This window comes from Streptomyces sp. NPDC050732 (genome assembly GCF_040654255.1).
Taxonomy (GTDB): domain Bacteria; phylum Actinomycetota; class Actinomycetes; order Streptomycetales; family Streptomycetaceae; genus Streptomyces.
In genome coordinates this window covers 1-22,845 of the sequence record NZ_JBFAHP010000066.1, presented here as the reverse complement: position 1 = coordinate 22,845, position 22,845 = coordinate 1, and the positions used below count along the sequence as shown (strand labels likewise).

The following is a 22,845-nucleotide window of genomic DNA, read 5'->3' as shown; positions in this document are numbered from 1 at the left end:
CATTCGACTGGTAGGCGGTGCCGGACGTCGACCGTGTCCGCCCGGCGTCAGGCGTCGGCGGTGTCCCGGCACTCCACATGGCCCCAGCCGTGCGCTGACGGTGCGGGCCCACTCACATGCGTACCGCGTCACATGCGTACCGCTACTTGCTCGCGCACTCCTGGCACGTGCCGAAGATCTCCACCGTGTGCGCCACGTTCACGAAGCCGTGCTCCGCGGCGATCGCCTCGGCCCACTTCTCGACCGCGGGGCCCTCGACCTCGACGGCCTTGCCGCAGACGCGGCAGACCAGGTGATGGTGGTGGTCGCCGGTCGAGCAGCGGCGGTAGACCGTCTCGCCGTCGTTGGTGCGCAGGGCGTCGACCTCGCCGGCGTCGGCGAGGGACTGGAGGGTGCGGTAGACCGTGGTCAGACCGACCGAGTCGCCCTTGTGCTTGAGCATGTCGTGCAGCTCCTGGGCGCTGCGGAACTCGTCCACGTCGTCGAGTGCCGCGGCCACCGCCGCACGCTGGCGGGTCGACCTGCCTCGAACCGGGGCTCCCACGGTTGCCTCCTCGCGTCACGCTCTGGTCTGGGCCTTGCCGGGCCATTGTGCCAGGTCGGCCCGGAGCCGGGTCAGGCCTTGACCACCGGCTGGGCCGGTACCGAGCACTCCGCGGGATCGCCGGCCGCCTCAGCGGCGGCCGCGGCCCGCGCTCTGCGCCTGGCCAGCGGCGTCGCGAGGACCGTCAGGACGATGAAGACGCCGATGGTGAGGAGCACGATCGTCGCGCCGGGCGGCACGTCCTGGTAGTACGAGGTGACGGTGCCGCCGAGCGTCACCGCGACGCCGATCGCCACCGCGACCACGAAGGTCACCGCGAAGCTCTTGGTGAGCTGCTGCGCGGCCGCCACCGGCACCACCATCAGCGCGGAGACCAGGAGCAGGCCCACGACCCGCATGGCGACGGTGACCGTGACCGCCGCGGTGACGGCGGTGAGCAGGTTCAGGGCGCGCACCGGCAGGCCCGTGACGCGCGCGAACTCCTCGTCCTGGCTGACCGCGAAGAGCTGACGGCGCAGCCCGACCGTGACGAGAACCACAAAGCCGGCGAGCAGGCAGATCGCCGAGACGTCCTCCTCGGAGACCGTCGAGAGCGAGCCGAAGAGGTACGACTGGAGGTTCGCGTTCGAGCCGCCGGGGGCGAGGTTGATGAACATGACGCCGCCCGCCATGCCGCCGTAGAACAGCATCGCCAGGGCGATGTCGCCGCGCGTCTTGCCGTACCAGCGGATCAGCTCCATGACGACGGCGCCGACGATCGCCACCGCCGTCGCCATCCACACCGGAGACGTGGAGAGCAGGAAGCCGAGGCCGACACCGGTCATCGCGACGTGGCCGATGCCGTCGCCCATCAGGGCCTGGCGGCGCTGGACGAGGTAGATGCCGACGGCGGGCGCGGTGATGCCGACCAGGACGGCGGCGAGCAGGGCCCGCTGCATGAAGGCGTAGTCGAGGATTTCCATGGCTCTCGCGTCCTCAGGTGAGCAGGCCGGTACGGACCGGCTCCGCGTCGGCGGTGTGCGGGTGGACGTGGTCGTGGCCGGGCAGCGCGTGCTGGCCGACGGCGCGCGGTGGCGGCCCGTCGTGCGTCACGCAGCCGTCGCGCAGCACCACGGCGCGGTCGATCAGCGGCTCCAGGGGGCCGAGCTCGTGCAGGACGAGGAGGACGGAGGTGCCGGCCGCGACCTGCTGGCGCAGGGTGGCCGCGAGGACCTCCTGGCTGGCCAGGTCGACGCCCGCCATCGGCTCGTCCATGATCAGCAGCTCGGGCTCGGAGGCCAGCGCGCGGGCGATCAGGACCCGCTGGTGCTGGCCGCCGGAGAGCGCGTTGACGGAGTCCTTGGCGCGGTCGGTGAGGCCCACCAGGTCGATGGCGCGGGCGACGGCCGCGCGGTCGGCCTTGCGCAGGATGCCGAGGCGGGCACGGGAGAGCCGCCCGGAGGCGACGACCTCGGTGATGGTGGCGGGCACGCCGCCCGCGGCGGTGGTGCGCTGCGGGACGTACCCGACGCGGGCCCAGTCGCGGAAGCGGCGGCGCGGGGTGCCGAAGATCTCGACGTCGCCGCCGGTGACGGGGACCTGCCCGATGACCGTGCGCACGGCGGTGGACTTGCCCGAGCCGTTGGCGCCGAGCAGGGCGACGACCTCGCCGCGGCGCACGGTGAGGTCGATGCCGCGCAGCACGGGGCGCGAGCCGAGCTCGGCCGTCACCTTGCGCAGGGATATGACGGCTTCGCCGGTGTCGTCGTGGGTGCTCATGGCTCGTGCCTCCGTAACCACAGGGGGTGTCACTTGGCGCCCAGGGCCTTCTGCAGGGCCTTCAGGTTGGACTCCATGACCTGGATGTAGTCCTCGCCCTTGGAGTCGTCGGTGATGCCCTCGACGGGGTCGAGCACATCGGTCTTGAGGCCCGCGTCCTTGGCCAGGGTCTTCGCCGTCTTGTCGCTGACGAGCGTCTCGTAGAAGACCGTGGTGACCCCGTCGGCCTTCGCCATCTTCTGGAGGTCCTTGACGCGCTTGGCGCTGGGCTCGCCCTCGGGGTCGAGGCCGCTGATGGCCTCCTCGGTGAGGCCGTAGCGCTCGGCGAGGTAGCCGAAGGCGGCGTGGGTGGTGATGAAGACCTTGTTCCTGGTGTTCTTCAGGCCGTCCTCGAAGGACTTGTCCAGGCCGTTCAGCTTCTTCACGAGCTTCGCGGTGTTCTTCTCGTACGTCGCCGCGTTGTCCGGGTCGGCCTTCTGGAGGGCCTTGCCGACGCCCTCGGCGACCTCGGCGTACTTCACGGGGTCGAGCCAGATGTGGGGGTCGGCGCCTTCGTGGGAGTGCTCGTGGCCGTGCCCTTCGTGCCCCTCCTCCTCGCCCTCCGCATGCTCGTCGGCGTGCCCGCCGACCTCGTTGCCGTGCTTCTTCTCGCTGGTCAGCGAGGCGGCGTCGACCTTGGTCTCGATGCCGGACTGGTCGATCGCGTCGTCGACGGCGGGCTGCAGGCCCTTGAGGTAGAGGGCGACGTCGGACTCTTCGAGCTCGCCGCGCTGCTTGGCGGAGACGTCGAGGTCGTGCGGCTCCTGGCCGGCCTCGGTGAGCGTGGTGACGGAGACGTGGCCGCCGCCTATCTGCTCCGCGAGGTACTGCATGGGGTAGAACGACGCCACGACGTCCAGCTTGCCGTCCTTGTCGTCCGCGGCGGAGGTGGAGCAGGCGGTCAGCGCGGTGAGACCGAGGACCGTGGCGGAGGCGAGGGCGGCGGTGGGTATCAGACGTCGTCGTACGTTCATGACACTCATTTTCAACAAATGTGGAAACGATTGTCAACAAGGCCCCCGTGACGGGGTGCGGGCGGGCATGTGCGGGGAACCGATTTGATTAGGGGGGTAAGGCCGCCGGTAACCTGAAGCATTCGCTCCCGAAGCCGCTGCTCCGGCAGCACTTGCTTCGTCCGCCGTCGTAATGAAGAGAGCACCGTGGCCGCCGACAAGATCGACACCATCGTCAGCCTCAGCAAGCGCCGTGGCTTCGTTTTCCCCTGCAGTGAGATCTACGGCGGTCAGCGCGCCGCCTGGGACTACGGACCGCTGGGCGTCGAGCTGAAGGAGAACCTCAAGCGCCAGTGGTGGCGCTACATGGTCACCTCGCGCGAGGACGTTGTCGGCATCGACTCGTCGGTGATCCTGGCGAGCGAGGTCTGGCAGGCCTCCGGCCACGTCGCGACCTTCTCCGACCCGCTCACCGAGTGCCTCTCCTGTCACAAGCGCCACCGCGCCGACCACCTGGAAGAGGCTTACGAGGCCAAGCACAACCGCCCGCCGGCCAACGGCCTCGCGGACATCAACTGCCCCAACTGCGGCACCAAGGGCCAGTTCACCGAGCCCAAGCAGTTCTCCGGCATGCTCGCCACGCACCTCGGCCCCACGCAGGACAGCGGCTCCGTCGCCTACCTGCGCCCCGAGACCGCGCAGGGCATCTTCACCAACTTCGGCCAGGTCCAGCAGACCTCGCGCCGCAAGCCGCCCTTCGGCATCGCGCAGATGGGCAAGTCCTTCCGCAACGAGATCACGCCCGGCAACTTCATCTTCCGCACCCGCGAGTTCGAGCAGATGGAGATGGAGTTCTTCGTCAAGCCGGGCGAGGACGAGAAGTGGCAGGAGTACTGGATGGAGCAGCGCTGGAACTGGTACACCGGCCTGGGCCTGCGCGAGGAGAACATGCGGTGGTACGAGCACCCGAAGGAGAAGCTCTCCCACTACTCCAAGCGCACCGCTGACATCGAGTACCGCTTCCAGTTCGGCGGCAGCGAGTGGGGCGAGCTGGAGGGCGTCGCCAACCGCACCGACTACGACCTGACCGCGCACTCCAAGGCCTCCGGCCAGGACCTCTCGTACTTCGACCAGGAGGCCGGCGAGCGCTGGACTCCGTACGTCATCGAGCCCGCGGCCGGCGTCGGCCGTACGATGCTGGCGTTCTTGCTGGACTCCTACATCGAGGACGAGGCCCCGAACGCCAAGGGCAAGCTGGAGAAGCGGACGGTCATGCGCTTCGACCACCGCATCGCGCCGGTCAAGGTCGCGGTGCTTCCGCTTTCCCGTAACCCGGAGCTCTCCCCGAAGGCCAAGGGTCTGGCCACCGCCCTCCGCCAGAACTGGAACATCGAGTTCGACGACGCGGGCGCCATCGGCCGCCGCTACCGCCGCCAGGACGAGATCGGCACGCCGTACTGCGTGACCGTCGACTTCGACACCCTCGACGACAACGCGGTGACGGTGCGCGAGCGCGACACCATGAAGCAGGAGCGCGTGTCCCTCGACCAGATCGAGGGCTACCTCGCGACGCGTCTCGTGGGCTGCTGACGCATCGACTGACATCAGTTGGGGGAAGCCCCCGGTTCCGGGTTATGGAACCGGGGGCTTCCGTGCACACTGAGGCGCATGCCTACCCCCACGACCACGAGCCGCGTACGACGATGGGACCAACACGGGCGAGAGCACGTCGTCGAGGTCCAGAAGGCGGGCATGCAGCGGCAGTTGAGCTGCGTGACCTGCGGGTGGCGCACGAAGGCGCAGTTCCTGCCGTGGCTCAAGGCCGAGGAGCACCTGACGCGGGAGCATCAGGCGACGGTGGATCCGTCGACTCCGGCGTCGTAGGGGTCTTGGGGACCTTGGGGGCCTTGGGGGTCATCACGAGGATGGTGGTGTCCTGCGGCTGCGGGGTGAGCAGCAGGTTCATGGCGTAGGGGCGGGGCGTGGGGTCGCTTTGCCGTGTGACCTCGACGGTCACGGTCACGGTCCTTGGGGTGAAGTCCCCTACGGAGCGGCAGTCCCACCAGTCGTCCAGGTCCGGCCGCGCCGACCGCAGCCGGCTGGTGAGCCGCCGGAAGCCCTCGTCCTCGGGGCGGCGGTCCGCGCGGGTGCGCAGGTGCCGGTAGAGGTCCATGGCGACGGACTCCCAGCCGGGCAGCACCTGTTGGTGCCGTTCGTCCCCCACGAGCAGGAGCAGCACATTCCGCTGCTCCTCGGGGAGTTGCGCGGGGTCGGGCCATACGTCGGTGTACGCGCGGTTCCAGGCGAGGATGTCGTGGGCGGGGCCGAGGAGCAGCGCCGGACTGTCGGGCCAACTGTCGAGCAGGCCGCGGAGGTTCGGATCGTACGAGGCGCGCGGCTCCGCTGCCCTGGGGGCGAATCCGGCGAGGGCGAGGACATGCCGGTGGGAGGCGTCGTCGAGGCGCAGGGCACGGGCGACGGCGTCGAGCACCTGCCGGGAGGCGTCCACGCGCCCCTGCTCCAGCCAGGTGTACCAGGCGACGGAGACACCGGCCAGCGCGGCGACTTCCTCGCGGCGCAGCCCCGGGGTGCGGCGGCGGGCGGTGTGCGGCAGCCCGAGGTCGCCGGGGGAGAGCCGCTCGCGATGGGCGCGCAGAAACCCGCCAAGTCCCTGGCTGAGGCTTTTCGTTGTCGCGCTGGTCGCCGTCGTGGTCGCCATGTGCCCAGCGTATGACCAGGAGTCACCCCCATGAACGCCTGTCTGGTTGTGGCACCCGCCCGGCCCGAGGCTGAACCCATGACGAAAACCCCCACCATGTGGCGCCACCGCAACGACTCCTCCGACCTGACCACACCCCGCCCCTTCATCCGCGTCTACACGGGCCCCGGCACGCTGGACGCGCTGGCGTCGTCCTACGAGCGCCTGCTCAACACGGAACGGGACATGTGGTTCGCGTACCCCGAGAAGGGGCTGAACCTGGCGGTGGTCGGCGCGTTCCTCCTGATCGAGGGCGCGGCGGAAACTCTGGCCCCCTTCCGCGCCGTTGACGGCACACTGCTCGTGGACTCGGCCCAGGCGTACCTGACCCGCCTGGCGGCGGAGGGCGCGGAGATCACGGACCCCCTGATCAAGGTCCCCACGGGCTCGGGCTTCACGGCCCGCCACCGGGACGGCACGGTCATCGAATACGTGGAACACAGACCGACGGAGGAGGGGCTGTAGGGCGCCAGGGGGCAGGGGGCAGGGGGCCGGGGGGGGCGGAGGTCGTCCTCGTCGGTCAGCCCGTGCTGCCCGGCAGGGCATGGTCGAGAAGGACCTCTGCCGCGGCCCGTGCGTGCCGCCCGTAGTCCGCGTCGCCCAGCACCATGGCGCGGCTGGCGGCCCCGTCCGCGAGAGTGACGAGCTGTTCGGCGAGTGCGGCGGGCTGGCGACAGCCCAGTTCCGTCACCAATCCGGTCACCAGCCGCACCATCAGCAGCTTCTGTTCGCGGGCGTAGGAGTGGACCGCGCTCTGCGGGTCGGGAAACTCGGCCGCGGCGTCGATGAACGGGCATCCCCGCACCGGGGCCGCGTCCGCCGCGGGCAGGACGAACAGCGCGAGGATCCGCTCTCGCGCCGGAATGTCCTCGCGCGTCAGCGCGCTCTCCAGCGTCCCGCCGGACGAGGCGAGGTCTTGCAGATGGGCGATGACGAGGTCGCTCTTGGTCCGGAAGTGCGCGTAGAGGGTGCGCTTGGACACCGGTGCCTGCTCGGCGACCTGTTCCATGCCGGTCGCGTTGATCCCTTGGGCCGCGAACAGTTGGGCGGCGGCGGCCAGGATGCGCTCGCGTCCGCCGCGCCCTTGCCGCCGAGCGGCCGTCGTCACCGTACTCATGAGGGAAGTATACGTTCCCGTTTACTTCGGGAGAGGCGGTTGGGCTACAGTGCGCCGTAGGTAAACGCAAACGTTTACCTATGGCGCCCTTAGGTTTTGAGAGAGGGAGAGTTCCATGAGCGGGCTGGCTTTCACGGCTTCCACCGAGCTGAGCGACTACGCGGAGAAGCTGATACGGGGCCGTCACGCGACGCGCGCGTTCCGCTCCGAAGCCGTGCCGGACGACACGATGCGCGCGATCTTCTCTCTCGCCGGCGCCGCACCGTCCAACTCCAACGCGCAGCCGTGGCGGGTCGAGGTGGTCAGCGGCACGAAGCGCGAACGCCTGGCGGGCGCGTTGCGGGCGGCCCACGCCGAACAGCGCACCTCGGCCGACTTCCCGTACTCCGAGGGCATGTACGCCGCCGTCCACCAGGAGCGGCGGGCAGCGTTCGGCGCGGACCTGTACGGAGCCCTGGGCATCGGCCCCGACGACCACGCGGCACGCGCGGCCTACGACGCGGAGAGCCTGCGCTTCTACGGCGCACCACATGCCGCGTTCCTGTTCGTCACCGGCGACGGCGGACCGCGACTGGCCGCCGACGTCGGCGCCTACCTGCAGACGCTGCTCCTGGCCATGGCGGCATACGGCGTGGCCAGCTGCCCGCAGGGCCTGCTCAGCTTCTACGCCGACACGGTCCGGAACGAACTCGACGTGACCGAAGGGCGATTGTTGGTGGGCGTCTCCTTCGGCTACGCGGACGAGAGCGCGCCGGTGAACCGAGTCACGGCGGGGCGGGCCGCGCTGGAGGCGACGACGGCCTTCCACGCGTAGCGCCCGCCCGCGGCGTCCGTGCTGAATGTCGGACTGTCAGAGGGAGGCTCTAGGGTGCTGCCTCGTGACTGCATCCTCCACCCACCTCAGTACGACGGCGGACGCCTACGACGCCATCGCCCCCGTGTACGCGGGGCTGCCCCGCGATGACCTCCGCAGCCCTTCCCTGGACCACGCGATGCTCACGGCGTTCGCCGGCCATGTGCGGACCGAAGCCGCGGGCCCAGTAGCGGAGTTGGGCTGCGGCCCCGGCCCGGTGACCGCCCTCCTCCGCGAGCTGGGCCTGGACGTCTTCGGCATCGACCTGTCTCCGACGATGGTCGACCTGGCCCGCGAGACCTACCCGGACATACGGTTCGAGGTCGGCTCCATGGACGCGCTCGACCTGCCGGACGGCGAACTGCGCGGCGCGGTGTCCTGGTACTCCCTGATCCACGCCCCCGAGCCGGACGTGGCCACGTACCTGGCGGAGTTCCACCGCGTACTAGCCCCGGGCGGCCACCTCCTGCTCGCCTTCTTCGAATCGGAGGGCGCCCCGCTCACCCCCTTCGACCACAAGGTGACAACGGCGTACCGCTGGCCGATCGACGCCCTGGCGGACCTCGCCCGCAAGGCAGACTTCACCGAACTGGGCCGCATGCTGCGTGAGCCGGGGGAGGGGGAGCGGTTCCGGCGGGGGTGTTTGTTGATGCGCAAGGGGTGAGACCGGCCCGTTGGCCCGTCGGCCCGGGCGCACGGACGGGTCTTCTGCTGCCCATGCGGGCGGCCGGTCGGTGAGGCCTGGCCAATGCCTTCAGCCGGGCTCGGAGTGCTGATCAACGGCCGACCGGCTCAGGACGTATCTGCTCCCGAGCGGGCCCTTCGTACGGCCCGAAGTGAGCGTCGCATCCGTTCTCCGTCGCCGCATGGACCTGTCTCTGTCTGACACGCGGAGCAGTGGTCCAGGTGTGCGAGGTAGCTCTGGTAGACGAGCTCCGCACGGCGGCGTGCCGCTGGGGCGTCGGCGTTCTGCCCGAGGCCGATGAGGGCCGCCACGGCGGCGGGCTCGCACAGGTCGCCCTGGAAGCGCGGCCGCATGATCCAGTACGGGCCGGGCGGCTCGGTGCGGTCGAGCCGCGGCACGCCGAGGTAGGTGCCGCGGCTCAGCCTCGGGGCGCAGTCCTGGTGCTTCCACACACGGTCGCGGCACGGTTTCATCAGGGTGTAGTAGCTGCCACCCAGTGTGCGGCCGTCGTAGACGACCGGCCCTTTGATGAGCCAGGCGAGGCGGGCGGCGACCACCTGCGGAGCGGTGACACCGACGGCCGCCTGTACCAATGCCTCGGGAAGGCGGACGGCATCGAACCGGCCGCCGAGCGGCAAGAGCGCGACACCGGATTCCGCCCACTCCCGGCAGGCCTGCTCGGGGCCGAGCTGGCTGTGCGCGAACCATGCGCTCAGAGTCGCCGCCGGAGCTGGAGCCCGGGCCGGAGCTGGGGCTGTACTTTCCGTACTCGGCGGTCGGCTCATCCTGTCGGCCACGTCGACTCCTTGCTGGTCGGCCGTGCCCGGACACCGTTCGCGCGATGCCCGAGCGCTGACCCACTCATGGAACCGGCCTGCCACACGCCGTGACAGGGACGTGGCGTCCTACTTTCACGACGCTATCCGGCGGTGCTACTCGGCGACGCCCAGGAGCTCTGCCAACTGCCGCAGTCCCGGCGGGTGATGGGGGAGCGCCCACAGGTCGCGCACGATGGCGACGGCCAGGGTGTGGTGCTGCATCCAGGAGGGCGCCACGCGGTGGAGCGACTCCAGGGCCTTCACCGCGTCGGCCGCGTCGCCGAGGTCGGTGTGGGCCCGGGCCACATCCAACAGCAGCCAGGTCCGCCAGGACGCGGGCACGTCCTTGCCAAGACGCATGCCCTTGGCCAGCGTCAGGGCCTCCTGGGGGCGACCGTACTGAACGGCCAGCCGGACACGCTCGATACGAACCGATGACGGACTGAACACGCTGACCATGCGGCTGTCGCTGCCCGGCGGCAACTTGGTCACCCGCTTGGCTTCCTGCTCGGCGTGCTCCATCAACTCCGCTGCTCGCTGGTAGTCGTTGCTGCGTGCGGCGGATGTGGCCGCGGACATGGTCAGCGCGCCCCAGACCTTCAGACCGTCGGCGCTCTCCGTAAAGCCACCGCCCGCGATGGCGTCCGCAGCACGCAGGGCAACGCTCAACGCATCACCGAGCCGGCCTTGCCTCTGATAGGTCCACGCCACGGAGTTGACGATTATGGGCCGCAGCAGAGGATCGCGGGAGCGGTCCGCCGCGTCGATGGCCCGCTCCAGGCTGATGAGCGCGAGGTCGGTCTTCCCCATCCGCACGGCAACGTGCCCGGCGAGCTGAAGTGCCTTCCCCAACGCGGCAAACCCAACGTCCCGGTCATCCTGGTCCCCCGAGACGGTGGCTGTGCGCGCATCCGCGATCATGTCGGGCAGTGCCTTCATCACGGTGTCGAACTCGGCCGCGTGGTACTGCGTCCACCCCTCCGCGATCTGCTCCCGCAGAACGTCGAGCGAGAAGCCGGGCCCAGGCGGCTCCGGCTCCGGCCCCCCGAGCACGGGCATGATGGCGCGCCGCACTGCCACGAAGCGCGGCCCGTCGTTCTCCCCGGTCGAGGAGACGGCCGGCGGGTCCCCCAGAAGCGTCGTCAGCTCCACACCGAGCCCGTTCGCCAACGCGTGCAACGTGGGCAACCGGGCCGAATGCTTCCGCCGCTGCTCAAGCTGCCGGATCACATCCACACACACGCCGGACCGCTCGGCCAACTCCTCCTGCGTCAACGACGCCAACCGCCGCAGCCGCCGCAGATTCCGCCCCAAGTCATCGTTTCCCACCCAGCCAAGGTACGCGGCTCTCCAACCGGGCGAAGCACTACAGGTGGTGCGGAGGCAACGACTCTGGAGCGGGCGACCGCGACTGACTACCCACGGGATCGAACAAGAGGGCTGCGGTCAGGCGAACCGATCGCCCGGGATCGCCGAACCCCGTTTAGGCGACCTTGTCGCCCGCGACCATACGAGCTGAGTTACAACCTTCTCACTGGCTCAAGGCGGCTCGCTGGGCTCCTTGCCCTTGGCCCGCCCCCGGCCCGGCCTGCGCCCGGCCATCCAAATTCTGGCGCCCCTCTTGTGGGCGCGAGATGACATCCCTGTCGGCACCCGGCTCTGCGGTACAGCAATCAAGTACAGCTACGCCATACCGCAGGAGTTCTTCGCTGGACTCGGCGCCTAAAAGGTCACCTTCCCGGCTTCCAGTCGGTATCGAGGATGGCGGCGTGTACGGCGGCGAAAATCAGTGTGATGGTGAGAACGAGGCCTTCCCAGTTCTTCGAGTTGCCGAGGATCGTCGCCACGATGACCGCGCCGTAGATGATTACTGCGTAGGTCACTGGCACTGCCATGCTGACAAGTCGCTTCTTGGCTGCGATGAAAAACAGCGGCGGCGTCAGCAGGCCGGCTGACACCACGATCGCGGCGATCCAAATCACCTTGTGCAGCGTCTTCGCGTACATTCGGGCTTGAATGGAGCATTGAGATGTGAACCGCTCATGGTTCCCCCTTGCTTGACCAGGTCTCAAGTGTGACCTACGGCACACCCTGGTGGAAAGTGTTATGGAGGAACCGGGGAGCGAATGTCATCGGTTCGCGCTCTCCCACAGGTATTGCACTCTGCGTCGTTCAAGTACGTATGTTCCTCTTGGAAGCGCGCGTTCGAAAAACGCGTCTGGATGGCCCACATGAGCGTCACTCGGTACGCATCGCGTCAGTCCTCATGTCCAGGCGCATCGCGTCTCGGGTGGCGTGCAGGGCTTGGACCACGGCGTCGTTGTGAGTGGGGCGTTCGGCGTCTTCCCAGCGCAGGCCACGTCCTATGGCGTCGCGAAGGCGGCGCATGCTGCGGAAGTAGTCCAGGGCTGGCTCCACAACGCTCCGCGGTGCGAAGACCTCAAGCTGATAGCGCTGCTCGTAGCATCCGGCGAAGAGTGATCGAGCCGCCACTTCCCGCTCTTGGTCCGCCATTTGGTTATCTCGGCTGATCGTCCACAACTCGCTGCGGACCTTCGTGAGTTCGGTGAGGAACGATCCGTACAGTTCGCGGCGTGCCTGTCGCCACTCGGCGACTGCGGCCCGCTTGTCCCGGCGCGACTCGATCAGTAGCGACGAGCCGGTGGCTATGAATGCTCCTAAGAGGGTCGCCGCAAGTGTCGTCCACATGGATGCACCGTAGGGCGTTCCTGGGGGTGAAGCCCGCGATGTTACGGTCCCGAGTAGGTGGATCTGAAGGAGTGTGGCCCCGTCGTGAGCAAGGACTGGGAAGTTGATGTTCAGCTGTTGCTGGATGTCACCGACGGCGAGTGGGCGGTTCTGCAAGAGGGCATGCTCGATGCGATGGCGGGCGAGCCGGAGTACGAGTGCGTGCCGATGGCCACATCCAACGGCTTCGCCGAGGATTTCTTCTCGGTGGGAGCCACCTTGCAGGTCAAGGCCGAGACGCCCGGCGTGGCAGCCGATACCGCTGTTGGTGCTGTGCGGCGTGCCCTCCGAAGTGCTGGGGCGGGGCCCGACAATGGCGTCGTGGAGATCATTGTGCGGCAGGGTGGGGTGGATCCTCGGTTGGTCGGCCGCCGGTAGCCCGACGGTCCCGTGGGTTTGACCGATGGACCCCACTGAGAGGTCAGGTCAGGCGCGCAAACCTCGTAGCGTGAGGTCCAGGACCGCCGTGAACGCGGCCTCGATTCCCGGGCGGGACCAGTGCGTCGCGTACGCCGGGTCGTGGAAGCGGGCCGTCGCGTCGAAGACGGCGCGGGCCGACAGGGTGGGGTCGGGGGACGTGAAGGCGCCCCGGTCCACGCCCTCTTGGATGATTGTCGTGAGCTGGGATGTGAGGTCGGCGATGTGGTCGTCCACCACGTCGCTGTTCTCGTCTACCAGTACCGAGTACGTGGCGAAGAGTTCCGGGTCGTCGCCGGCCTTGTGCTGTTTCGCGTCGAAGAGGGCCGCCAGCCAGTGGCGGAGCTTCGCCTCGGGGGGCTCCGTGCCGGTGACGATTCCGGAGAGCGTCTCCGACGTACGGTCCAGCCAGCGCCGCGTCACCGCGCCGCGCAGCTCCGTCTTCGTACGGAAGTGGCGGTACACCGTGCCGTGGCTGACCCCGAGGGCGCGGGCCACGTCGACGACCGTGGCCTTGGCCGCGCCGTGCCTGCGCAGCACCTCCTCGGTCGCTTCGAGGATGCGCTCGGGGGTCAGGGGAGCCGCGGTTGCTGCCATGGCTAGACCGTACCCGGGGACGGATCAGTGCTCGCTGTCGAGGTGTGCCATCTGGGAGTCCGGGTAGCGGGCGCCCGCCGCCGCGTCCGCGGGGACGGCTGCTTCGATCGCGGCCAGGTCGGTGGCGTCGAGTGTGACGTCCAGGGCGGCGAGCGCCTCGTCCAGGCGGGTGCGCGTACGGGCGCCCACCAGTGGCACGATCGACGCCCCGTGCCGCGGTCCCTGCGCCAGCACCCACGCGATCGCGGTCTGCGCGACGCTCACGCCCTTCTGCTCGGCGATCTTCCGCAGGGCGTCCACCAGGTCGAGATTGCGGTCGAGGTTCTCGCCCTGGAAGCGGGGGCTCATCGCGCGGAAGTCGTTCGCGGCCAGCTTGCGGTCGCGGGTGAAGTGGCCGGAGATCAGGCCGCGGGAGAGGACCCCGTACGCCGTCACGCCGATGCCCAGTTCGGCGACCGTCGGCAGGATCTCGGACTCGATACCGCGCGAGATCAAGGAGTACTCGATCTGGAGGTCCGAGATGGGGGCCGTCGCCGCCGCCCGGCGGATCGTCGCGGCGCCGACCTCGGAGAGGCCGATGTGCCGCACGTACCCCTTCTCCACCAGCTCCGCGATGGCGCCCACCGTCTCCTCGACCGGGACGTCCGGGTCGATACGGGCGATGCGGTAGACGTCGATGTGGTCGACGCCGAGGCGCTGGAGGGAGTACGCGGCGAAGTTCTTGACCGCTGACGGGCGGCCGTCGTAACCCGACCAGCTGCCGTCCGGGTCGCGCAGGGCGCCGAACTTGACGCTGGTGAGGGCCTGTTCGCGGTGGGCGGGGGGCGCAGTGCGCAGGGCCTCGCCGATCAGTAGTTCGTTGTGGCCCATCGCGTAGAAGTCGCCGGTGTCGAGGAGCGTGATGCCCGCTTCCAGGGCGGCGTGGATCGTCGCGATCGACTCCGTGCGGTCCGCCTCCCCATAGAGCGCGGACATGCCCATGCAGCCGAGGCCGAGGGCGGAGGTCTGGGGGCCGGTCGTGCCGAGAGTGAGAGTACGCATGCGTCCACCATGACATGACAGATGACAGATTTCAATATCTGTCATCTGTCATCCGTCATGTCACATCCACCACTGGTCAGGTGTCCGCCAGTGCCTCCGGCCGCGTCTCCTCCTCCAGCCGCTCCGCCGCCCTCCGCGCCGACCCCCGCGCCCACCGCCCGCTCGTCACCGCCCCCAGCACCAGCACCGCGAGGCCGCAGCCCGCGATGATCCACCAGGCCGGGCGGCTCGCCTCCGTGAAGTCCTTCGCGTACGAGGACGACGTGATGCCCGACGCCAGGACCGCGCCGATCACCGCTACGCCGAGGGTCGTGCCGATCTGGCGGCTCGTGGAGGCGACCGCCGCCGCGACGCCCGCCTGGGCGCGCGGCATCCCGGAGACGGCCGTGTTGGTGATCGGCGCGTTCACGAAGCCGAAGCCGAGGCCGAAGAGGAGGTAGCCGAGCAGCCGCGCCCCGCCCGTGGACTCCGCCTCGAACGCGGCGAAGAGGATCCCCGACGCCGTCATCGTCACGCCCGCGATCAGCAGCGGGACGCGCGGGCCGCGGCTGCCCACCAGGCGGCCCGACAGCGGACCGCAGACCAGCGCCATGGCCGCGATCGGCAGCATCCACAACCCGGCGTGCAGCGCGTCGAGACCACGTACGTCCTGGAGGTAGAGCGTCGAGAGGAAGAGGAAGCCGCTGAGGGAGGCGAAGGCGCAGACCGCGATGACCGTCGCGCCGCTGAACGGCGCCGACCGGAAGAAGCGCAGGTCGATGAGGGGCTGGGCGCGGCGCGGCTCGTACCGGAGCAGTCCGGCGAGGCCGGCCGCCGCGACGGCCGCGGAGCCGAGAATCAGCGGTGACGTCCAGCCGGCGCGCGGCGCCTCGATGATCGCGAACGTCAGCGCGCCGAGCAGCGTGATCACGAGGAGCTGCCCGACGGGGTCCGGGCGGCGCGGCTTCGGGGCGCGCGACTCGGGGACGTACCGCAGGGTGAGGAGGAGCGCGGCGAGGCCCACCGGCAGGTTGACCAGGAAGATCGAGCGCCAGCCGACCGTGTCCACGAGCACCCCGCCGACCAGCGGGCCCGCCGCCATGGAGATGCCCGCGACGCCGCCCCAGACACCGATGGCGCGGGCCCGCTCGCGCGGGTCGGTGAACGTATTGGTGATGATCGACATCGCGACCGGGTTCAGCATGGACCCGCCGACCGCCTGCACCATGCGGAAGACCACGAGGAGTTCGAGGCTGGGCGCCAGCGAGCAGAGCGCCGAGCCGAGGGTGAAGACGACCAGGCCCGTCACGAAGACCTTGCGGCGGCCGATCCGGTCGGCGGTCGAGCCCGCCAGCATGAGGAGCGAGGCGAGGACGAGCGTGTACGCGTCGACCGTCCACTGCATGCCCGAGACGCTCGCGTCGAACTCCTTCTGCAGGGTGGGCAGCGCGACGTTCAGGACCGTGTTGTCGAGGGTGACGATGAGCAGGCTCGTGCAGCAGATCGCGAGGACGAGCATGCGCCGGCGGTGGGGGAGCTCATCGCGATGGCGGTGGGGGTGCTCATCGTGATGGCCGCGGGTGAGTTCATCGGGCATCTTTCGACGGTACGGCGGTCGGTGCGGCAGCGGGGCGGTACGGCGGCGGGACGGTACGGCGGTGCGGCAGCGGGGCGGTACGGCGGCGGGACGGTACGGCGGTGCGGCAGCGGGGCGGCAGGGCGGTACGACGAGGGGGCACCGGGTCGCCCCGGCCAGCCGACCCAGCCGTCAGGTCAGCCGCCCCCGGCCGTCAGGCCAGCCGCCGCGGCAACCGCAGGCTGAGCAGCGCCAGCCCGAGCAGCCCCGCCAACTGCACCCCGAGGGCCGTCACGAACGCGTTCCGTATGCCGATGTCGGGGATCAGCGCCAGGAAGAGCGAGCCGATCGTCGCCACCCCCACCGCCAGGCACGACTGCTGGACCGTCGCGGCGAGGCCGCTGCCCGCGCCCGCCCGTGCGGCGGGTACGGCCGCGAGTGCGACGCGGTAGTAGAGGGCGAGCTGGATGCCCTGGCCGGCGCCGCACAGGAGCAGGCCGGGAGCGAGGGCCAACGGGTTCAGGCCGGGCCACGGAGCCCACAGCACCGTCGCCGCGAGCACCGCGAGGCCCGTGGCGTGGACCAGGGCGGCCCGGGTCATCGCGCGGGTGCCCCAGCGGCGGACCAGGCGCGGCACGAGCATCGACGCCGGGATCTGCGTGAGGCCCATCGGGATCACGGTCAGGCCCGCCTTCAGCGCCCCGTAACCCAGCCCCTGCTGGAGGACGATCGCGAAGCCGAACATGAAGCCGCTGAAGCCGAGGAAGATCGGCAGGCCGAGGACGAGACTCTTGCGCACGGCCGGCTCGCGCAGCAGCGACGGCGGCAGCAGCGGGCTGCCGCCGGTGTGCTCGGCGCGGCTCTCCACGGCCCCGAACGCCCAGCCGAGCAGCGGCGCGGCGACCAGCAGGAGTACGGACCACAGCGGCCAGCCCGTCGCGCGGCCCTCCGTCAGGGGCAGCAGGAGCGCGGTCAGCGCGCCGGCGAACAGGACGGTGCCGAGGACGTCGCCCCGTACGGGCCGCTCGGCGCGGCTGTCCGGCACCGCCCGCACCCCGACGAGCAGAGCCACCACCGCGATCGGCACGTTGACGAGGAACACCGCGCGCCAGCCCGTGCCGCCCAGGTCCGCGGCGACCAGGGCACCGCCGAGGGCCTGCCCGAGCAGACCCGCGACACCGCTCACGGCGCCGTACAGCGCGACGGTCCTGGCCCGCCGCTCGCCCCGCGTCGTCGCGTGGATCGTGCCGAGGACCTGCGGCAGCATCAGCGCGGACGCGGCGCCCTGCGCCACGCGCGCCCCCACCAGCCACCACGCGCCGGGCGCGAGTCCGCAGGCCAGCGAGGTCAGGCCGAAGGCGGCCACGCCCCACAGGAAGAGTTTCCTGCGCCCGTACGTGTCGCCGAGCCGGCCGCCGAGGACGAGCAGTACGGCGTACGCCACCGCGTAACCCGCGACGACCATCTCCAGCGTGGCGGGGGAGGCGTGCAGGTCGCGTTCGATGCTGGGCAGGGCGATGTTGACGATGAAGAAGTCGATGCTGGAGAGGGAAGCGCCGAGGAGGACGGTGAGGAGGCCGAGGGAGGTCAGGGGAGAGGGGGCGGGGGGAGCGGCGGCGCCGGTGGCGCGGAACGTGCTGGTGTCGGTGTCGGTGTCGGTGTTGTTGGTGTTGGTGTTGGTGTTGGTCGTGAAAGTCACGGATACGACGATGTTCCGGCCCTCAGAGGGGTACCAGAGTGTCCTTATCCTGGTACCAGGCGAACCTGGAAACAGGCTGCGCGATGCCGCAGCCTGGATGGGTGACCGCCACCGCAGCCGGACCCGCCACCACAGCCGCTCCCGCCACCGCACCCGCCGCCGCCGACATCCGCCGCCAGGAGCTCGCCGCCTTCCTCCGCAGTCGCCGCGAACGCGTCACGCCCGAGCAGGTCGGCCTGCCCCGCGGCGCCCGCCGCCGCACGCCGGGCCTGCGCCGCGAGGAGGTCGCGCAGCTGGCCTGCGTGGGCGTCACCTGGTACACGTGGCTGGAGCAGGCGCGCTCCATCAAGGTGTCCGCGCAGGTCATCGACGCGATCGCACGGGCCCTCCTGATGGACCCCAGCGAGCGCGCCCACCTCTTCGCGCTCGCCGGAGCCGTCGACCCGCGCCCGGAGGCGGAGTGCACGGCGCTCTCCGCCGAGGTACGCCGGCTGATGCGCCGCCTCGGCCCCTACCCGGCCACCGTGCAGAACGGCCGCTACGACGTCCTCGCGTACAACCGCTCCTGGACCCACGTCTTCGGCGACTTCGACGCGATGGAGCCGCGCGACCGCAACTGCCTGTGGCTCCTCGCCACCAGCCGGAGCTGGCGGGAGACCTTCCTCGACCGGGACGAGATGCTGCGCGACCTGGTCGCCAAGTTCCGCGGCTCCATGGCCGAGCACGGGGCTGAACCCGCCTGGAAGGAGCTGCGCGACCGGCTGGCCGGGGCGTCCGCCGAGTTCCGCGAGCTGTGGGAGCGGCACGAGGTGGCGACCATGGCGCCGCACGTCAAGCGCTATCAGCACCCGCGGGTCGGCCTGCTCCGCCTGGAGCACCGCATGCTGTGGATGGCCCCGCTCATGCAGGCGTACCGCCTGATCGCGTACGTCCCCGCCGACGACGAGACGGAAGAGCGCCTGGAACGCCTGGAGCGCCTTGCGGAGCTCTCCGCGGAGGCCTGAAAGACGCGGGCGCCGGCCGCCTGAGGAGTGAGGGACAATAGAGGGTCCCGTCGTCCGTCCCGGAGATCATCGATGCCGTCCCAGCCGCAGCCCCTGTCGATCGGCCCGCACACCGTGCAGCCGCCCGTCGTGCTCGCCCCCATGGCGGGCATCACGAACGCGCCGTTCCGGACGCTCTGCCGGGAGTTCAGCGGCGGCAAGGGCCTCTTCGTCAGCGAGATGATCACCACGCGCGCCCTGGTGGAGCGCAACGAGAAGACGATGCAGCTGATCCACTTCGACGAGACGGAGAAGCCCCGCTCGATCCAGCTGTACGGCGTCGACCCGGCGACCGTCGGCAAGGCCGTCCGCATGATCGCGGAAGAGGACCTGGCCGACCACATCGACCTGAACTTCGGCTGCCCCGTCCCCAAGGTCACCCGCAAGGGCGGCGGCTCCGCACTCCCGTACAAGCGCCCGCTGCTCCGCGCCATCCTCCGCGAGGCCGTCAGCGGCGCCGGGGACCTCCCCGTCACCATGAAGATGCGCAAGGGCATCGACGACGACCACATCACCTTCCTGGACGCGGGCCGCATCGCGGTCGAGGAGGGCGTGACGGCCATCGCGCTGCACGGCAGGACGGCCGCCCAGCACTACGGCGGCACGGCCGACTGGGACGCCATCGCCCGCCTCAAGGAGCACGTCCCCGAGATCCCCGTGCTCGGCAACGGCGACATCTGGTCGGCCGCCGACGCGGTCCGCATGATGAACGAGACCGGCTGCGACGGCGTCGTCGTGGGCCGCGGCTGCCTGGGCCGCCCCTGGCTCTTCGGCGACCTGGTCGCCGCCTTCGAGGGCACGGGCGCGCCCAAGGCGCCGAACCTGCGCGAGGTCTCGGCCGTCATGCTGCGCCACGCCACGCTCCTCGGCGAGTGGATCGGCGACGAGGCGCGCGGCGTCATCGACTTCCGCAAGCACGTGGCGTGGTACCTGAAGGGCTTCGCGGTCGGCTCGGAGATGCGCAAGCGCCTCGCCATCACGTCGTCGCTCGCCGAACTGGAGGACGGGCTCGCCGAGTTGGACCTCGACCAGGAGTGGCCGGCGGGCGCGGACGGCCCGCGCGGCCGCACGTCCGGCAACAACCGCGTGGTGCTGCCGGACGGCTGGCTGAAGGACCCCTACGACTGCGCGGGCGTCGGCGAGGAAGCGGAACTGGACACGTCGGGCGGCTGACCAGCACTTTCCGACAGAAGCCGGCCACGCCCTAGGCGAGCGTCACGGTCACGGGCAGCTCCTTGATCCCGTTGACGAAGTTGGACCGCACGCGCCGCACCTCCCCGGCGACCCGGATGTCCGCGAGCCGCGGCAGCAGCTCCTCGAACATGACCCGCATCTCCAGGCGGGCGAGGGAGTTGCCGAGGCAGAAGTGCGGGCTGCCCTTGCCGAAGGTGACGTGGTCGTTGTTCTCGCGGGTGACGTCGAAGCGGTACGGATCGGGGAAGACGTCCTCGTCGCGGTTGCCGGAGGCGAACCACAGCACGACCTTGTCGCCCGCCCTGATCCGCTTGCCGCCGAGCTCGACGTCCCGGGTCGCCGTCCGCCGGAAGTGGTAGACGGGTGAGGCCCACCGCAGGCACTCCTCGACGGCGCCCGGTATGAGCGAGGGATCGCGGACGAGCCGCGCGCGCTCCGCCGGATGCTCGATGAGGGCGAGCATGGAGTGCGAGATGGCGTGCCGGGTGGTCTCGTTCCCTGCGACGACGAGCAGCAGGAAGTAGTTGTCGAAGTCGGTGGCGGAGAGCGGTACGCCGTCCCGGGGCGAGCTGTTCACCAGGGCGCTCACGAGGTCGTCCCCGCTCCCGCCCCGCCGCCGGGCGGCCAACTCCCTCCCGTACGCGAAGACTTCAAGAGCGGCAGGCGACCGAAAGGGAAGATTCCGATACTTCCCGCTCTCCTCGCTCTCCAGCAGCACATCGGCGTAATCGGGGTCGGTGTTGCCGATGATGCGGTTGCCCCAGTCGATGAGCCGCTGCGTGTCCTCCGCGGGCACGTCGAGCATGCGGGCGAGCACATTGATGGGAAAGTCGGCGGACACCTCCCGCACGAAGTCGAACGTCCCCTTGGGCAGGGCGGCGTCGAGCGTGCGCGCCGTGAGCCCGCGCAGGAACGTCTCGTACGTCGCGACGGCCCGCGGCGTGAACCGCTTCTGCAGGATGAGCCGCATGGCCCGGTGCCGCAGCCCGTCGGTCTCCAACAGCGAACGGCGCAGGGCGATGTAGTCCTCGTCCACCTCCTCCAGGTTGGTGAACCTCTCGGAGGTGAAGGTCTCGGGGTCGCGGTCGACCCGCACGATGTCGGCGTGCCGGGTGACCGCCCAGAAACCGGAGTTGGGCGGAGGCTCGGGCTGCCAGTGGACGGGATCCTCGCGACGCAGCACGTCGAACATCCGCCAGGGCAGCTCCCGGTCGGTGAACCGGTCGTTGTCGGCGAGGTCGACATCGGCGAGGGAAAGGACCCCGCCCGGAGCCCGGCCGACCCGCTCATATGAGGAACGCATACTCACCGAACTCCCAATCAGTGACGGCCAGTTGATACCGCTCGACCTCATTGCGCTTGTACGTCAGGAAGGCGCGGACGAAGCCGTCGCCGAGCAGCCCGGTGAGCGCCTCGTCGGCTTCCAGGGCGTCGAGGGCGGCGGGGAGGGTCGCGGGCAGCCGGGCCGCCGAGGTCTCGTCGTATCCGTAACCCTCCAGCGCGGCGGGCGGTTCGGTCTTGTCGCGCACCCCGAGCAGCACGGCGGCGACGGTGCCCGCCACCAGGAGATAGGGGTTGGCGGACGCGTCGCCGAGACGCAGCTCCAGCCGGGTCCCCGCGCCGCGCTCGGGCGGTATGCGGACCATGGCGCTGCGGTTGTCGAAACCCCAGTCGATCAGCCAGGGGGCGAGGGTGTCGGGCCCGAAGCGCTTGTAGGAGTTGACGGTCGGATTCAGCAGGGCGGTGAGCGCCGGCGCGTGCCGCAGGACGCCGCCGACGGCGTGCCGGGCGGTGGCGGAGAGCCCGCCGCCGGCCCGCGGATCGTCGAAGACGTTCCGCCCGTCGGCGTCGACCAGTGACAGATGTGCGTGGAACCCGGACCCGCCGAGCCCGTTGAAGGGCTTGGCCATGAAGGTCGCGAGCCGCCCCTCGTGGCGGGCGGCCTCTTTGACGGCGGCCTTGAAGAAGAAGGCGCGGTCGGCGGCGTCCAGGGCCTCGGAGTGATCGAGATTGATCTCGAACTGCCCGCCGTCGAACTCGTGGTTCCCCGCGATGACGCCGATGCCGAGCTCGCCCAACAGCCGCAGCGTACGCAGCAGATGACCGTCCGGGTCGCCGCGCCGCCCGGCGCTGTACACGTTCCCCGTGGCGCCGCCGTAGGGGACCCAGCCCGACGCGGCGGCGGGCGAGGCGTCGCACAGGAAGTACTCCAGCTCGGGGCCGACGACGACGGAGATCCCGTCGTCGCCCACGTACTCACCCGCCCGGTCGAGGACCCGCCGCAGCAGGGCGCGGGGCGACTCGGCGACGGGCGCTCCCGTGAGCGGATCGAGACTGTCGCCCAGACACCAGGCGACCCCCGGCTCCCACGGCAGCGGTTTGAGCGTCCGCAGATCCGGTCGTACGCAGATGTCGGGGAGCCCCGCGTCGAGTCCCCCCGCGACGGGGACGACGTCGCCCCTGGGGGTGGTGTGGTAGACGGCGCGGCAGAAGGTGAGCCCGTGCCCGCAGGCGGCCGGCAACTGCCCGACGAGGACGTCGCGTCCGCGGTCCGCTCCGAGGAGGTCGGGGTAGATGATGCGGACGATGTCGGTGCCGGCCGTGCGGAGGGCCTCGACGGTTTTCGCGACGGGGGTCCCCCCACCTTGGGATGGTGCGCTCGCTTCACTCACCCGTGGCCCAGCCTTTCTGGGGTGCGATGCGCGGGTTTTTTGTTTGACCTCAAACGGTAGGGAGGGTGGGGGGCTGCCGCAAGGGGGCACGCTCCGGTCAACTTTCCTTCGGGAGGGGGGTGGTGGGGGGTGGCGGGGCGGTTGTCTTGTTGCCCTGCGCTGTCCCGCGGGGGCGGGGGCGGGGCCCGGGGGTGTCCTGCGCCGCCCTGTGCCGCCCTGCCGGGGTAGGGGCAACTAGCCCGCCGCTTCGCGGCGGATGTCTCCCACCCACCCACCCGTTTGCCCCGCGACGTCCTGCGGGGGTAGGGGCAACTAGCCCGCCGCTTCGCGGCGGATGTCTCCCACCCACCCACC

At 70.4% G+C, this 22,845-nt stretch carries 24 protein-coding genes; 8 read left to right on the top strand and 16 right to left on the bottom strand.

All coding sequences use genetic code 11. From position 1 onward, the window contains the following. Window positions 1-142 precede the first annotated feature (142 nt). From AB0H82_RS36005 to AB0H82_RS35990, 4 genes are all read right to left on the bottom strand, one after another. A complete protein-coding gene (locus tag AB0H82_RS36005) occupies window positions 143-544 on the bottom strand; it encodes a transcriptional repressor (protein ID WP_362999757.1) in 402 nt (133 codons plus the stop codon). 71 nt (window positions 545-615) lie between these two features. Continuing rightward, window positions 616-1,506, bottom strand: coding sequence for a metal ABC transporter permease (locus AB0H82_RS36000; RefSeq protein WP_362999756.1), 891 nt, complete (start codon window positions 1,504-1,506; stop codon window positions 616-618). A 13-nt stretch (window positions 1,507-1,519) separates the two neighbouring features. Beyond that, on the bottom strand, window positions 1,520-2,302 hold the full coding sequence (locus tag AB0H82_RS35995) for a metal ABC transporter ATP-binding protein (protein ID WP_362999755.1): 783 nt from the start codon (window positions 2,300-2,302) through the stop codon (window positions 1,520-1,522). A 29-nt stretch (window positions 2,303-2,331) separates the two neighbouring features. After that, window positions 2,332-3,315, bottom strand: coding sequence for a metal ABC transporter substrate-binding protein (locus AB0H82_RS35990; RefSeq protein WP_362999754.1), 984 nt, complete (start codon window positions 3,313-3,315; stop codon window positions 2,332-2,334). Window positions 3,316-3,501: 186 nt separating this feature from the next. On the opposite strand from AB0H82_RS35990, the gene AB0H82_RS35985 reads away from it, so the two are divergent. Both AB0H82_RS35985 and AB0H82_RS35980 read left to right on the top strand, forming a co-directional pair. After that, window positions 3,502-4,884 carry a glycine--tRNA ligase gene (locus AB0H82_RS35985; protein WP_362999753.1) on the top strand — a complete coding sequence of 461 codons (1,383 nt, stop codon included), beginning with the start codon at window positions 3,502-3,504 and terminating at the stop codon, window positions 4,882-4,884. 78 nt (window positions 4,885-4,962) lie between these two features. Then, window positions 4,963-5,178, top strand: coding sequence for a hypothetical protein (locus AB0H82_RS35980; protein ID WP_362999752.1), 216 nt, complete (start codon window positions 4,963-4,965; stop codon window positions 5,176-5,178). Here AB0H82_RS35980 and AB0H82_RS35975 read toward each other — a convergent pair. Beyond that, window positions 5,111-6,013, bottom strand: coding sequence for a helix-turn-helix transcriptional regulator (locus tag AB0H82_RS35975; RefSeq protein WP_362999751.1), 903 nt, complete (start codon window positions 6,011-6,013; stop codon window positions 5,111-5,113). The genes AB0H82_RS35980 and AB0H82_RS35975 overlap by 68 nt on opposite strands. 78 nt (window positions 6,014-6,091) lie before the next feature. Here AB0H82_RS35975 and AB0H82_RS35970 point away from each other — a divergent pair, with 78 nt between their 5' ends. Next, on the top strand, window positions 6,092-6,517 hold the full coding sequence (locus AB0H82_RS35970; RefSeq protein ID WP_362999750.1) for a hypothetical protein: 426 nt from the start codon (window positions 6,092-6,094) through the stop codon (window positions 6,515-6,517). Window positions 6,518-6,572: 55 nt separating this feature from the next. On the opposite strand, the gene AB0H82_RS35965 is transcribed toward AB0H82_RS35970, so the two are convergent. Further along, window positions 6,573-7,169, bottom strand: coding sequence for a TetR family transcriptional regulator (locus tag AB0H82_RS35965; protein WP_362999749.1), 597 nt, complete (start codon window positions 7,167-7,169; stop codon window positions 6,573-6,575). A 115-nt stretch (window positions 7,170-7,284) separates the two neighbouring features. Here AB0H82_RS35965 and AB0H82_RS35960 point away from each other — a divergent pair, with 115 nt between their 5' ends. Further along, the gene (locus AB0H82_RS35960; RefSeq protein WP_362999748.1) at window positions 7,285-7,983 is read left to right on the top strand and encodes a nitroreductase; all 699 of its coding nucleotides are present in this window, start codon (window positions 7,285-7,287) and stop codon (window positions 7,981-7,983) included. 64 nt (window positions 7,984-8,047) lie between these two features. After that, window positions 8,048-8,686 (top strand): class I SAM-dependent methyltransferase, encoded by a 639-nt coding sequence (locus AB0H82_RS35955; RefSeq protein WP_362999747.1) that lies wholly within the window; start codon window positions 8,048-8,050, stop codon window positions 8,684-8,686. A 128-nt stretch (window positions 8,687-8,814) separates the two neighbouring features. Here the strand turns inward: AB0H82_RS35955 and AB0H82_RS35950 are convergent, their stop codons facing one another. The 4 genes from AB0H82_RS35950 to AB0H82_RS35935 all read right to left on the bottom strand — a co-directional run bounded on the left by AB0H82_RS35950 (window position 8,815) and on the right by AB0H82_RS35935 (window position 12,234). Continuing rightward, a complete protein-coding gene (locus AB0H82_RS35950; protein ID WP_362999746.1) occupies window positions 8,815-9,504 on the bottom strand; it encodes a hypothetical protein in 690 nt (229 codons plus the stop codon). 135 nt (window positions 9,505-9,639) lie between these two features. Continuing rightward, entirely contained in the window at window positions 9,640-10,854 is a 1,215-nt protein-coding gene (locus tag AB0H82_RS35945; RefSeq protein ID WP_362999745.1) for a helix-turn-helix transcriptional regulator, read from the bottom strand. A 401-nt stretch (window positions 10,855-11,255) separates the two neighbouring features. Then, window positions 11,256-11,531 carry a hypothetical protein gene (locus AB0H82_RS35940; RefSeq protein WP_362999744.1) on the bottom strand — a complete coding sequence of 92 codons (276 nt, stop codon included), beginning with the start codon at window positions 11,529-11,531 and terminating at the stop codon, window positions 11,256-11,258. Between the two features lie 232 nt (window positions 11,532-11,763). Next, complete coding sequence (locus AB0H82_RS35935; protein WP_362999743.1) at window positions 11,764-12,234, bottom strand: hypothetical protein; 471 nt, start codon at window positions 12,232-12,234, stop codon at window positions 11,764-11,766. 84 nt (window positions 12,235-12,318) lie between these two features. Here AB0H82_RS35935 and AB0H82_RS35930 point away from each other — a divergent pair, with 84 nt between their 5' ends. Continuing rightward, on the top strand, window positions 12,319-12,651 hold the full coding sequence (locus AB0H82_RS35930; RefSeq protein ID WP_362999742.1) for a hypothetical protein: 333 nt from the start codon (window positions 12,319-12,321) through the stop codon (window positions 12,649-12,651). Window positions 12,652-12,699: 48 nt separating this feature from the next. Here AB0H82_RS35930 and AB0H82_RS35925 read toward each other — a convergent pair whose 3' ends face one another. The 4 genes from AB0H82_RS35925 to AB0H82_RS35910 form a co-directional block, all read right to left on the bottom strand. Then, window positions 12,700-13,287: a TetR family transcriptional regulator gene (locus AB0H82_RS35925; RefSeq protein WP_362999741.1), complete on the bottom strand. Its 588-nt coding sequence runs from the start codon at window positions 13,285-13,287 to the stop codon at window positions 12,700-12,702. A 24-nt stretch (window positions 13,288-13,311) separates the two neighbouring features. Beyond that, window positions 13,312-14,328, bottom strand: a complete 1,017-nt coding sequence (locus AB0H82_RS35920) for an aldo/keto reductase (protein WP_362999740.1) — start codon at window positions 14,326-14,328, stop codon at window positions 13,312-13,314. Window positions 14,329-14,404: 76 nt separating this feature from the next. After that, the gene (locus AB0H82_RS35915; RefSeq protein ID WP_362999759.1) at window positions 14,405-15,826 is read right to left on the bottom strand and encodes an MFS transporter; all 1,422 of its coding nucleotides are present in this window, start codon (window positions 15,824-15,826) and stop codon (window positions 14,405-14,407) included. A gap of 271 nt (window positions 15,827-16,097) precedes the next feature. Further along, on the bottom strand, window positions 16,098-17,582 hold the full coding sequence (locus AB0H82_RS35910) for an MFS transporter (protein ID WP_362999739.1): 1,485 nt from the start codon (window positions 17,580-17,582) through the stop codon (window positions 16,098-16,100). Between the two features lie 101 nt (window positions 17,583-17,683). Between AB0H82_RS35910 and AB0H82_RS35905 the strand changes: the two genes are divergently transcribed. Then, window positions 17,684-18,586, top strand: coding sequence for a helix-turn-helix transcriptional regulator (locus tag AB0H82_RS35905; RefSeq protein ID WP_362999738.1), 903 nt, complete (start codon window positions 17,684-17,686; stop codon window positions 18,584-18,586). A gap of 72 nt (window positions 18,587-18,658) precedes the next feature. Further along, the gene (gene dusB, locus AB0H82_RS35900) at window positions 18,659-19,798 is read left to right on the top strand and encodes a tRNA dihydrouridine synthase DusB (RefSeq protein ID WP_362999737.1); all 1,140 of its coding nucleotides are present in this window, start codon (window positions 18,659-18,661) and stop codon (window positions 19,796-19,798) included. A 31-nt stretch (window positions 19,799-19,829) separates the two neighbouring features. Here dusB and AB0H82_RS35895 read toward each other — a convergent pair whose 3' ends face one another. Together AB0H82_RS35895 and AB0H82_RS35890 are read right to left on the bottom strand one after the other, a co-directional pair. After that, the gene (locus AB0H82_RS35895; protein ID WP_362999736.1) at window positions 19,830-21,122 is read right to left on the bottom strand and encodes a cytochrome P450; all 1,293 of its coding nucleotides are present in this window, start codon (window positions 21,120-21,122) and stop codon (window positions 19,830-19,832) included. Further along, a complete protein-coding gene (locus AB0H82_RS35890) occupies window positions 21,106-22,407 on the bottom strand; it encodes a glutamine synthetase family protein (RefSeq protein ID WP_362999758.1) in 1,302 nt (433 codons plus the stop codon). Before AB0H82_RS35890 ends, AB0H82_RS35895 begins: the two co-directional genes overlap by 17 nt. Window positions 22,408-22,845 lie beyond the last annotated feature (438 nt).

Coding starts and splice junctions, on each gene's coding strand:
- AB0H82_RS36000 (WP_362999756.1), bottom strand. CDS start 1,506: ATGGAAATCCTCGACTACGCCTTCATGCAGCGGGCCCTGCTCGCCGCC.
- AB0H82_RS35995 (WP_362999755.1), bottom strand. CDS start 2,302: ATGAGCACCCACGACGACACCGGCGAAGCCGTCATATCCCTGCGCAAG.
- AB0H82_RS35990 (WP_362999754.1), bottom strand. CDS start 3,315: ATGAACGTACGACGACGTCTGATACCCACCGCCGCCCTCGCCTCCGCC.
- AB0H82_RS35980 (WP_362999752.1), top strand. CDS start 4,963: ATGCCTACCCCCACGACCACGAGCCGCGTACGACGATGGGACCAACAC.
- AB0H82_RS35975 (WP_362999751.1), bottom strand. CDS start 6,013: ATGGCGACCACGACGGCGACCAGCGCGACAACGAAAAGCCTCAGCCAG.
- AB0H82_RS35970 (WP_362999750.1), top strand. CDS start 6,092: ATGACGAAAACCCCCACCATGTGGCGCCACCGCAACGACTCCTCCGAC.
- AB0H82_RS35965 (WP_362999749.1), bottom strand. CDS start 7,169: ATGAGTACGGTGACGACGGCCGCTCGGCGGCAAGGGCGCGGCGGACGC.
- AB0H82_RS35960 (WP_362999748.1), top strand. CDS start 7,285: ATGAGCGGGCTGGCTTTCACGGCTTCCACCGAGCTGAGCGACTACGCG.
- AB0H82_RS35940 (WP_362999744.1), bottom strand. CDS start 11,531: ATGTACGCGAAGACGCTGCACAAGGTGATTTGGATCGCCGCGATCGTG.
- AB0H82_RS35935 (WP_362999743.1), bottom strand. CDS start 12,234: ATGTGGACGACACTTGCGGCGACCCTCTTAGGAGCATTCATAGCCACC.
- AB0H82_RS35925 (WP_362999741.1), bottom strand. CDS start 13,287: ATGGCAGCAACCGCGGCTCCCCTGACCCCCGAGCGCATCCTCGAAGCG.
- AB0H82_RS35920 (WP_362999740.1), bottom strand. CDS start 14,328: ATGCGTACTCTCACTCTCGGCACGACCGGCCCCCAGACCTCCGCCCTC.
- AB0H82_RS35915 (WP_362999759.1), bottom strand. CDS start 15,826: ATGCTCGTCCTCGCGATCTGCTGCACGAGCCTGCTCATCGTCACCCTC.
- dusB (WP_362999737.1), top strand. CDS start 18,659: ATGCCGTCCCAGCCGCAGCCCCTGTCGATCGGCCCGCACACCGTGCAG.
- AB0H82_RS35895 (WP_362999736.1), bottom strand. CDS start 21,122: ATGCGTTCCTCATATGAGCGGGTCGGCCGGGCTCCGGGCGGGGTCCTT.